The sequence below is a fragment of the Paenibacillus macquariensis genome (assembly GCF_900156375.1).
GTDB lineage: Bacteria > Bacillota > Bacilli > Paenibacillales > Paenibacillaceae > Paenibacillus_AQ > Paenibacillus_AQ macquariensis.
In genome coordinates, this window is the sequence record NZ_FTNK01000027.1 from 21,559 (window position 1) to 32,375 (window position 10,817).

General features: G+C 43.0%; 6 protein-coding genes. 3 read left to right on the forward strand and 3 right to left on the reverse strand.

The features are described from left to right. Nucleotides 1-151 precede the first annotated feature (151 nt). The 3 genes from BW961_RS26770 to BW961_RS26780 form a co-directional block, all read right to left on the reverse strand. Complete coding sequence (locus BW961_RS26770; protein WP_068592720.1) at nucleotides 152-982, reverse strand: carbohydrate ABC transporter permease; 831 nt, start codon at nucleotides 980-982, stop codon at nucleotides 152-154. Nucleotides 983-984: 2 nt separating this feature from the next. After that, nucleotides 985-1,872, reverse strand: coding sequence for a carbohydrate ABC transporter permease (locus tag BW961_RS26775; protein ID WP_068592721.1), 888 nt, complete (start codon nucleotides 1,870-1,872; stop codon nucleotides 985-987). A gap of 68 nt (nucleotides 1,873-1,940) precedes the next feature. Continuing rightward, nucleotides 1,941-3,251, reverse strand: coding sequence for an ABC transporter substrate-binding protein (locus BW961_RS26780; protein ID WP_068592723.1), 1,311 nt, complete (start codon nucleotides 3,249-3,251; stop codon nucleotides 1,941-1,943). Nucleotides 3,252-3,497: 246 nt separating this feature from the next. On the opposite strand from BW961_RS26780, the gene BW961_RS26785 reads away from it, so the two are divergent. The 3 genes from BW961_RS26785 to BW961_RS26795 form a co-directional block, all read left to right on the forward strand. Beyond that, nucleotides 3,498-5,069, forward strand: coding sequence for a response regulator (locus tag BW961_RS26785; protein ID WP_068592724.1), 1,572 nt, complete (start codon nucleotides 3,498-3,500; stop codon nucleotides 5,067-5,069). Next, entirely contained in the window at nucleotides 5,066-6,781 is a 1,716-nt protein-coding gene (locus tag BW961_RS26790) for a sensor histidine kinase (RefSeq protein ID WP_068592727.1), read from the forward strand. The genes BW961_RS26785 and BW961_RS26790 overlap by 4 nt, the downstream gene beginning before the upstream one ends. A 185-nt stretch (nucleotides 6,782-6,966) precedes the next feature. Further along, nucleotides 6,967-10,817: glycoside hydrolase domain-containing protein (locus tag BW961_RS26795; RefSeq protein ID WP_076577059.1), on the forward strand; the 3,851-nt coding region annotated here is incomplete at its 3' end.

The window sequence follows — 10,817 nt, forward strand, 5'->3', positions numbered from 1 at the left end:
ATATGATTCCTTTGCTTTAAGCTGACAAAAAGACGAATATATGAAACCCTTGCTCCATTCGGATCAGGGATTTCATGTATTCGTCTCAAGCGCAACCTAGGAATAGAAGTATTTAGTTTCAAAGGCTTTCTCTTGCAAAAGCGTTAAGCTCTTATCCCTTTAGCGAACCGGACGTGATGCCGTTAATGATATATTTTTGCATGAAAATGTAGAACAGAATGAGTGGCGCAACCGCTAGGAGCATCATCGGGAAGAAACTCGTCCAGTCGGTCGAGAATTGCCCAATATTGCGGAACACTTCTAAGAGTAATACACCCTTTGAACGGGATTGCAAGAACAATAACGGCGTCATGAAATCATTCCACACACCAAGCGTATTCAAAATCGCTACAGTGGCAATCACCGGCATAAGCAGCGGGAACACAATCTGAAAGAATATTCTCCAAACCCCACAGCCGTCTACTCTTGCCGCTTCTTCCAGTTCAAATGGAACGGTAGAGCCGATAAAGCTTTTAATTAAAAAGATAGAGAACGGGAGGTTGTAACAAATTTCTATAAGAATAACACCCGTGTGGGAATTCATAAGCCCAAGCTGGGCTACCTGTTTATAAAGTGCCAAGATCCCCATTTGGTACGGAACCATCATCCCAACCATGAATAATAGGAACACGATCCGATTGAAATGGCTCGTGCGTCGTACCAAGCTGTAAGCAGCCATCGCAGAAAACATAACAATACCCGCAACGGAGGAAATCGTAATGATAAGGTTGTTGCCCAACACATGAATGTAGTTCATTGCCTTAAAGGCGCGAACGTAGTTGACGAACGTGATGTTAACTGGAAGGCCCATCGGATGAGAGACCGCATCAGCTGGGGTCTTAAAAGTCGTGATGATCAAATAGTAAATAGGGATCAAAAAAATCGCAGCTAAGACGAGCAAGAGAATTTCCGTGACGGCAGTTCCTTTTGTATATCGATTCATGATTATCGCCGCTCCCACATCTTGATTAGTGAAATGTGAATAAAGGTGATGATCCCGACGAGGATAACGAATACGATACCGAATGCGGCTCCGTAGCTATAGAAACCTTCACTGAGCCCTTTCTTGATCATGAGTGATACGATCGTTTCCGTAGAATACCCCGGGCCACCGCCAGTCAAGGCATAAACAATATCAAATACCTTCATGCCGTTTATCATCCCCATAACCGTATTGAAAGTGATCGCTGGAAGCAGTAGAGGAAGCGTGATATAGCGGAACATTTGCCACCCGCTCGCTCTGTCGATCCTCGCCGCTTCATAATAATCTGTTGAGATGCTCTGCAAGTTGGCCAAATAAATAACCATTGTGTAACCAACCCACTGCCATACGGAGGCGATGATGACCGAATAGAGCGCAAGATGCGGATCTCCGAGAAAATTGATGCGTTCAAAGCCAAGAGCAACTACAAGTTGATTAATCAAGCCGAAGTCGGAGGGTGAGTACATAAAATTCCAGAGAAAACCGATAACCAATACGCTGAACACCGCAGGAAGGAAGAAAGCAGCCCGCAGCAGATTTTTTGTTTTTAATCTTTTATTGAGAAACACCGCTAATGGAATGGCTAGCAAATTCTGTCCGAGCATCGCGAGTACTGCATAGATTAAAGTATTTTTAATACCTGTCATATAGAGTGAATCTTTAAATAGAGCGATATAATTGTCTATACCAACAAATTTGACATCAACTGGATGCACGTCCGACCAGTTCGTAAAGCTGTATAAAGCGGTCTTTATCGTCGGAAATATGAAAAAGGTACAATAAATAAGTAAGGCAGGAAGCAGAAGCAGAACATAATTGATTTCTCGTTTGAAAATGTTTGGTTTGTTCATACGCAACAACCTTTAGCTTATAGGATGTACAAGGGGCAAATCGCTTTGCCCCTTGTAATTTATACGACCTATTTAGATTTCTCCAGCAATTCAACTGCTTTCTTGTCTACCGCTTCTAGCACTTGACGAGGCGTTTTAGTACCTGCTATGATTTCTTGAATACCTTTTCCTAGATCTAAAAAAGCAGGACCAGCAACGCCCCAATTATTAACAGGGTACATGACATTGCCCGCCTTGAAAGCTTCTTGAGCACCGTTGTACTCTGCTGGCATTTCAAAAGTAACCCCTTTCAAGAAAGATGAACCTCCTTTATTATCGACCCAGTAAGCATTCTGACCTTCTGGTGTGGACAACAGGTCAAGCACCTTGTACGCTGCATCCTTGACTTTGGACTTCGCATTCAAACCAAACGATACCCCTGGACCACCGACCATCCAACCCGGGCCGCCTTTTGTACCCAGGTTCGGGAACATATCAATCTTCATGTTAGGCGCCTTTTGCTTAAAGGTTTCCATATACCAAGGTCCTGCTTGGAACATAGCTGCCTTGCCGCTTGTAAATTCGTCAATCGCTTGTTCTTCTTCAAGCCCAAGCATATCCTTGGTGAAGACACCGTGTTTCAAGTATTCGGTCCATGTCGTCAAAGCAGGCTCCAGCGCATCGACCATTTTTGAGTTTCCTTTGCCAAAATCATCGTTCCATTGTTTTCCTTCTGTTGTGCCGATAAAATCATTGAGTGCCAAACCAAGGAAGGACTGGCCTGCTACGTTAGGATTCTTTAGACCGATCGCTTGGGGTTTAATTCCATTTTTCTTCAGCACATCCGCTACTTGGAAGTACTCATCAAGCGTTGTTGGTATTTTCAGGTCATATTTGGCAAATAGATCAACATTATAGTAAACCCCGTTAAACCAACTAGCTTGCGGCAACCCGTACAGTTTATTATCAAATGTTGCGGTGGACGTGCCAGTTTCATAATACTTGCTAGCATAACGTTCTGTTAAATCTTCGAAATACCCTGTCTTGACGGTATTTGCGTCGATTACTCCACCGATAATGTCAGGACCTTCGCCTGCTGCAAGCTGTGTCTTGATGACATCTACGTAAGTCTTGTTATCGATGAACTGATACTCCACATCTATATCGGGAAGTTTATCTTTGAATAATTGAAGAAGTGTCTTTATACTGTCTTCTTTGTTCCAATACGATAATCTGACCTTCACTTTCTTTACCGGTTCTGGATTCTTTGATTCTTTCGTTGTCTTCGTATCATTCGGTGTTGCACTTTCCTTTGCGGTGCTGTTGTTCGAACTGCAGCCTGTAAATAGGATTGACAAGGTGAGTAAAGCGGTAGTGGGAATTAACCACGTTCTCTTCATACAAAGACCTCCCAAATTTAGAAAAATTGTTTTACGGTATAGTTATCATTGTAATGTAAATGTCATTTCCATCGAAATAACAGATTTTTGCGAAATCTAACAGAATCCATCTGACAATAGGAACCAAATCATGTGCTAAATGTAACATGGTATGAATAGGAATGCCTAGTGTGCTATGCTTTGGTTTGTAGTGAGTATCCTCTGGAAGCGAGTAAATACCGTCGTATGAACGGATAGGAGGAAAATATGTATCATATTCTAGTAGTCGATGATCAACAAGCAGAAATCGATGCTATTGAATGGCTTATTCATAAGCATGCTCTACCCTTTTCTGTTGCTCAGGCCAACGATGGGGAAGTAGCGCTGGAATATATAAGGGGCCATCATGTAGATCTGTTATTCACGGATATTCGCATGCCATTCATGGACGGTCTAGAGTTAATCAAGCAGGCAAAGATAGTCATTCCGGACCTTAAGGTGCTTATTTACAGTGCTTATGGGGAATTTGAATATGCACAAAAAGCGATTCAACTTGGAACGGTTAGTTATATGTTGAAGCCGATCGATGTGAAGGAATTCCTCAAAGTGTTCGATTCCATAATCGCTATATTAGAGGACGAACGACTTCAGAGGGAGAAAGATGAGTTGCTGATCAAAGGCTTTCATAAAGGAGTGGCGTATGAGAAAGAAAAGCTCCTGTTTGATCTCCTTCAGGGTCGTGAGAGAGACGTCCATTACGAGGAGCGGGCAGCTTTTACTGGCCTAAGTCATCTGGCAAATAAGCGGATGTATATGATTATGATTGGATTGCTAAATCATTTTTTTGATCTGCATCATATAGAAGTGTTCGAATTCCTACAATCGACTTGTAAACATGAGATGCTTTTTTTAAATATGAATGAGTATCAAAGCATCATGCTAGTCGCGATTGACCCAGCTTCAACGATCAGCGATAACCAGCAAGAGCTTATGGCTTATGGGGATGGGGTTAAAGAATGGCTGGAGACTCGATTCGATCGGAGAAGTTTCATTATTATTGGTAGTCCGATCGATAAACTAGAGGCACTTCATGACGAGTTCACCCAAATGGAAGAGTTAATGAATTTTCGGTTTTTTATGGATAGCAGTGTCGTTTGTTCTAAAGATGATGGAAGCATTCATGCCCATGTAGATGACGAATCGTTAGAGCTTATGCTAAGGGATGTTTATACTTCCATTGAACGAAAAGAATATCTTACACTAGAGCTTCGAATAGAGTTTCTCATTGCGAGTATGCGCAGTAGTAAGCGATTTAGTTCTATGTATGCCAAACACTTATTTACAGAAATAATGAAAAAAATAGTAGAGTTTCAGGGCAAAAAAAACAGCAATTTACTAAAGGATGGTTTGGAGCGAATCGCACATTGCAATTCGATTGCTGAGCTCAGGGAAGTCATTTTATCCGTTTTTCAGGAGCAGTTGCTGCGAATCGAAACGGCGACAGATGATCAATGCCGCAAAGTGATTGAAGATGTACAGACGCTCATCCAGATGGAATATGGGGGGGATATCGGGGTCGAATATTTAGCCAAGCGCGTTTTTTTATCGTCAAGTTATTTAAGTTTTCTGTTTAAAAAAAGTACAGGCCAAAGCCTAGTCAAATATATTACAGCCGTTCGTATGGAGCGAGCGAAGGAACTACTGCGAGATTCAACGATTAAAGTTGTTGATATTGCCAGTAGAGTTGGATTCGCGAATACTTCCTATTTTAATTTAATGTTTAAGCAATATAACGGCCTGACTCCTATTCAATATCGGGAGGGTGGCGGAAGGAGATGACTCTGCTCAAATTTATTCGTAATATCCGCCTGCGTCAGAAATTATTGCTTTCTTATGTGATTGTCATCTTCCTGCCAACGATTGTACTGGGCTTGTATGCCTACCAAAGTTCCAAATCTTCATTGAATAGCCAGTTTCAGCAAAGCGCGGATAACGAGGCGAAGAAACTTGCGCTAGAGATCAGTTACCGTCTTCAGAGGCAGGATGTGTCAATGAAATCGATTGTTTTCCATCCTGCGCTTATTGATTTGATGAGTAACCCGAATCAGGATTTGTACACACAATTTAAGACATTGAATGATAAGATTGAACCTATTTTTTTTAACTTGATGTATATGGTTGGGGATATGACTGAGATTATGTTGTATTCCGAGAATCGGCAATCTGAATTAGGAAACTTCATTACTCCCTCTTCAGCAGTTAAGGATAAGGATTGGTATCTAGCGACAAAGGGCAGCGAGTCAACCAAGTGGTGGTTCGAAGATGGAGAATTGTTTGCCACACGAGTGATTCACAATATCGATCTTCAAATCGTGAGCGCTGAACTTTACGTTAGGTTTGATTACAATAAAATCTTCGGTGATTTCATTGGCAAGATGAATGAAGGGAAGGGCATCATTATTACCGATCAACAGAATCGGCCTGTGTTAACAGAGCAGGTTGAGCAGATGGATGATGTTCAACTTCAATCACTTTCAAGGAGTGGTACTTCAAAAGCAAAATTAGGTGGCGAATCCTACTTAGTTATAAACAAAGATATTCCTCAAACCGATTGGATACTGCATTATTTGGTTTCCGATAATCAATACAATACAGGCATTCGCAATATTTTAAGCGCAACGGGCATCATTGTACTCATCTGTATGGTTTTCCTCAGTATCATTATCTACTTGTTCTCAGAGACGCTGTTAAGAGGAATCGAGAAATTAAACACCAAAATGAAGATGGTGGAAGATGGTGATCTTACGGTTGTTGTATCCACGAATTCCAAAGATGAAATCGGGCAACTTACCGATCGATTTGGTTCTATGCTTAAACAAATTAATCAACTCATTACGGAAGTGTATCAGACAAAAGTCACGCAAAAGTCGGCCGAACTCAAAGCGCTGCAAGCTCAGATCAATCCTCACTTTCTATACAATTCTTTATCTTTAATTAATTCCAAAGCGCTGCGTATCGATGCCCAAGAAATTAGTGACTTGGTGAATCACCTTTCTAGTTATTACAGAACGACTTTAAATAAAGGAAAGCAGATTATAGCGATTCAAGATGAATGGACTAACGTCCAAGCATACATACATATTCAATTAGCTATGCACAATACAAGATTTGACGTAGAATTCGATGCGGACGACAAGGTATTTCAATTTGAAATGATCCATTTGATCTTGCAGCCGATTGTTGAAAATGCGATTATGCATGGCATCGATCTGTTGCGGGAGGGGCGAGGTAAACTCATCCTGCGGGCAAGTCTCGACGGTGAGGATATTGTATTTGTCGTGGAGGATAATGGCGTCGGTATGGAACCGTATATGATTGCGCGTATTCTTGAACATGAAAGTTCCGGCTATGGCATTAAAAATGTGCAAGAAAGATTACAGCTCTTATTTGGATCTGAGTACGGGATCATTATTCATAGTCAACTTGGGATTGGCACTTCCGTTATCGTACGCATACCGCAGTATCGTCACATAAGAGAAGAAGATTCATGATCGCATAAACGCCTTTGGCGTCCTTATAAGGACGCCAAAGGCGTTTATGCTTGTTTACAATCGAAATCTGTTAGATTTCAAAAAATACTCTTATTTAGCAGGGTTTCAATTGAGAATATAATGCATAATGAGAGCGCTTTAATTGTGTTCTGGTATTAAATAAAGAATGAGAGGATGGTTGATCTATGTTCAAACGAGCAATGTATACAATGATCTGTTTCATGATTCTAGCAAGCTCCTATTTTCAGGGCAATGCTCCTAGTGTCCATGCTGACAGCAGCAACATGGACGTGTGGGTGGTCAATGCATTAAACGCCGTATATAAGACCAGCACGATCCCCGCAAATGCTGCAAGCTCCATCGATCTGGTATCAGCCAAAAACGAATACGAAAATGAGCAAATTGCCCTAAGAAGCGATAGCGCGTTCGAGATTACGGGGGTTACATTTTCCGATCTCGCATCTTCCGGAAATACGATATCGAAGAGCAACTTAAGCTATCATTTCGAAGAATATGTGCTGGAGGACACCGTACAGCCCAATATATACCGACCGGATTTGGTAGGCACGCTAATCTACCCTGCATCCGAAATCCCCGACCCGCTGTCCAATGAGCCTTCTATACAAGTGGCGGCAAACACCACTCAGCCGATCTTAATTACGAATTACGTTCCTGACAATGCCGTTCCTGGCTTCTATCAAGGCATGGTTACGGTGCAAACGACCTTAGGCAATTATCAAGTCCCTATTAGCGTTGACGTCGCTAACGCTGAAATTCCGAAAACGTCAAAGGCCAACTTCGTTAATTATCAGTGGGCGATGACGAATGGCTTTATGATGGGAGGTTCTCCGGAACCTATTGCGGATGATCCTTTAACGGCGTCGAGTTATGACGTAGGCGAGGGCTATTACGATGTGGAGACGTATAGCGACGAATGGTTTGAGCTGATGGATAACTTCGCCAAAACGATGACGGACTATCGCCAGAACATGATCTGGGTTCGTACGGACCTGTTATTAAACGCAGCGGGGAACAAGATGGTGTCTTTTAAAGAGGGCATCCCGGACGACATCGATTGGTCTTTGTTCGACCGGTACGTTCAAACCTTTATGGATAGAGGGATTACTCACTTTGCGAACATTCACTTGATCCATGCCTTGATGCAAATGCCGCAAAGCGAAAGACCCAACAATAATGATCCCGATGACTTGTGGAAAACGACCATCCCCGAACCTGATTCACTACCTGAGACAGACGCTTTTCTGACGAACTACTTGACGGCATTACACGATCATCTAGCCGACAAAGGTTGGCTTAACGATAACGGGTACACTTGGTATCAGCATACGGTGGACGAACCCAACGGCGCTAGCATTGTTAACTATATGACGTATATCGCAAGAGAAATCAAAGAAGTCGTTCCGGATTTCAAAACATTGGACGCGGATGCAGCCGGCTCGCTAATGAACGAAACCATTAAACCTTATGTGGATGTATGGGTGCCGCTAACGCCGGTATTTCAGGCCAAGAAGAATTTGTACAAAGCGGAGCAGGCGGCAGGCAAAGACTTGTGGGTATATACTTGCGATGCGAATCCGGCTCCGTGGTTGAACAGATTCTGGACACAGCCCATATTGACTGGCAGGTTGTTATTCTGGAATCTGAGTCAAGACGGCGTGCAAGGACACTTACATTGGGGCTGGAATGTATGGTATGTCCCTCATTACGGTGATTCCACGATCGTATATCCGGATAAGGAACATATGACGGTGAAGAGCTCGCTACGCTACGAGGCCCAGAGAGACGGACTTGAGGATTACGAGCTGATGTACCAACTGAAGCAGACCAATCCCGAGCTTGCCAAACGTATTGCGGATAGCGCCGTTAGCCCATCTGATCCGAGAAAATATACCGTGGACTCTGAGTATATCAGAGCTCTTCATAACTATCTGGTGAAAGCGGCTGCCGGAGAATCTGTGGGTGCCATACCGGTACCAACTAGCCCCTATGATGGGCAGGATGTAGCCAACACCTATATGACCGATAACGCGACCGGTGAGATCACCTTCAACGGTGAATGGTTTGCAAAAAGCCGGAAATACGCTTATATGGGCGGTGTTCAAGGCACATTGAAAGCGGAAGATAATTTGACCTATACCTTTACAGGATCCGGTATCGATCTTATTGCGGAGAAAAATGAAGGTTCCGGTAAAATTGCTGTATCCATCGACGATTCCGCTCCGATGATTATAGACCTATTTGAGAAAGTTCAACTCGATTCGATATCGGTATACAGCAATCATAATCTGTCAGCAGGCAAGCATACGATCAAGGTAGTGAACCTGGAGAACAAAAACTTATTCGTTGACGGCTTCAGAGTAAGTATGTATGAAGGACAGGAGATCTATGACGGAACGCTGCAAAGTTTGGAACTGACTAACGTGCCTTCGGTAGTTTTTAATAAAAACAATATCAATTACCAGGCCATTATTCCGAGCGATGTAGATGTGATCACGATTACGCCAACACTTACGGATGCAAATGGCACCCTGGATATCAACGGGCAACATTATCGCAGCGGTGAGAGGCTTACATTCAACGTCCCTACAGGCAAAAGTAAGATCCTTATTCGCTCTACCGCAAGTGATGGGGAAACCACGAGACTCTATACGTTAAACTTTCTCAAAGGCAATGTAAATCAACCGACCACTAATATTGCGAGAAGTTATTCAGCTATTACAGCAACCGCTGCCAGGGCAGATAGTAGCGGCTATGGTGTTTCAAATATGGTTGACGGCAGTTACGGTTCCATGTTTGCTAGTATCAGCGGGTACACGAGCACCGTGCCGTTCCCACATGAGATCAATCTTACTTGGACTCAACAGAAGACCTTTAATACGATTGTCATGGCCACGCCATCAGGGTTATTACAGGGGATAACGGATATTGATGTTGAGGCTACATCAGATGGAACGAATTGGACCACCTTTGCAAAGAGGGTACCGATTCAATGGTTTAGCAGCACAGACGACAACAAGATGGAATACACATATGCGAATATCCCTACAGTTAATGACGCACTGAAGCTTAGAATACGGGTCAATGACGCTAACAATACGTATTGGGGCATATACGCTTTATATGAACTTGAGCTTTATAACCTTCCAGACAACGGAGAGATTCACCCTACAGCAGACGGAACGCTTAGTAATTTAACAATCCCTAATGTTCCTACTTTTACATTTGACAATAGCACGACGACCTACCCAGTAATGATTCCTAATGATGTAAACACCATCACGATTACGCCAACGCTTTCGGACAAAGCGGGTACCTTGCAGATCAACGGAAAGACTGTCGCCAATAACACAGCGCAGACTTTTGACATTCCAGTTGGGATAAGTGTGGTTCATATCAGATCCACCGCAAGCGACGGGACGACTACAAAGCTCTACACGTTGAACTTACTCAAAGGAAATGAGAATGAGCTAGGCACAAATATTGCCAGAAGCTATTCTGATATTACAGCAACGGCAGAACGCGAAGGCGAAGACTATAGTGCCAAGAAAATGGTTGACGGTATTATTTATACCATGTTCGCGAGTTCTCGAGGCTTCAATACCGAACATCCGTTTCCGCATGAAATTAATCTTACTTGGGACCAAAAGCAAACTTTTAACACCATCGTCATGTCTACGACATCTGGATTAATCCAGGGTATTTCCAATATCGATGTTCAGGCTTCTACAGACGGAATAAACTTTGAAACCATAGCGCAGGGGGTACCGATCCAATGGAAAAGCAGCAAAGATGACGGCATTATGGAGCACACCTTTGCTAATATTCCTGAAGTTCGAGATGCACTAAAGCTGAGAATACAGATCAATGATGCGAACTATACGACATGGGGCATGTACGCTATGTATGAGCTTGAGCTCTATAATCTCGCGGAGAACGGAGAAATTGGCGAGAACAGTAATACGATCACGGCGAGCGCGGGGGAAAACGGAACGATCAGTCCGAACGGCGCCGTTGT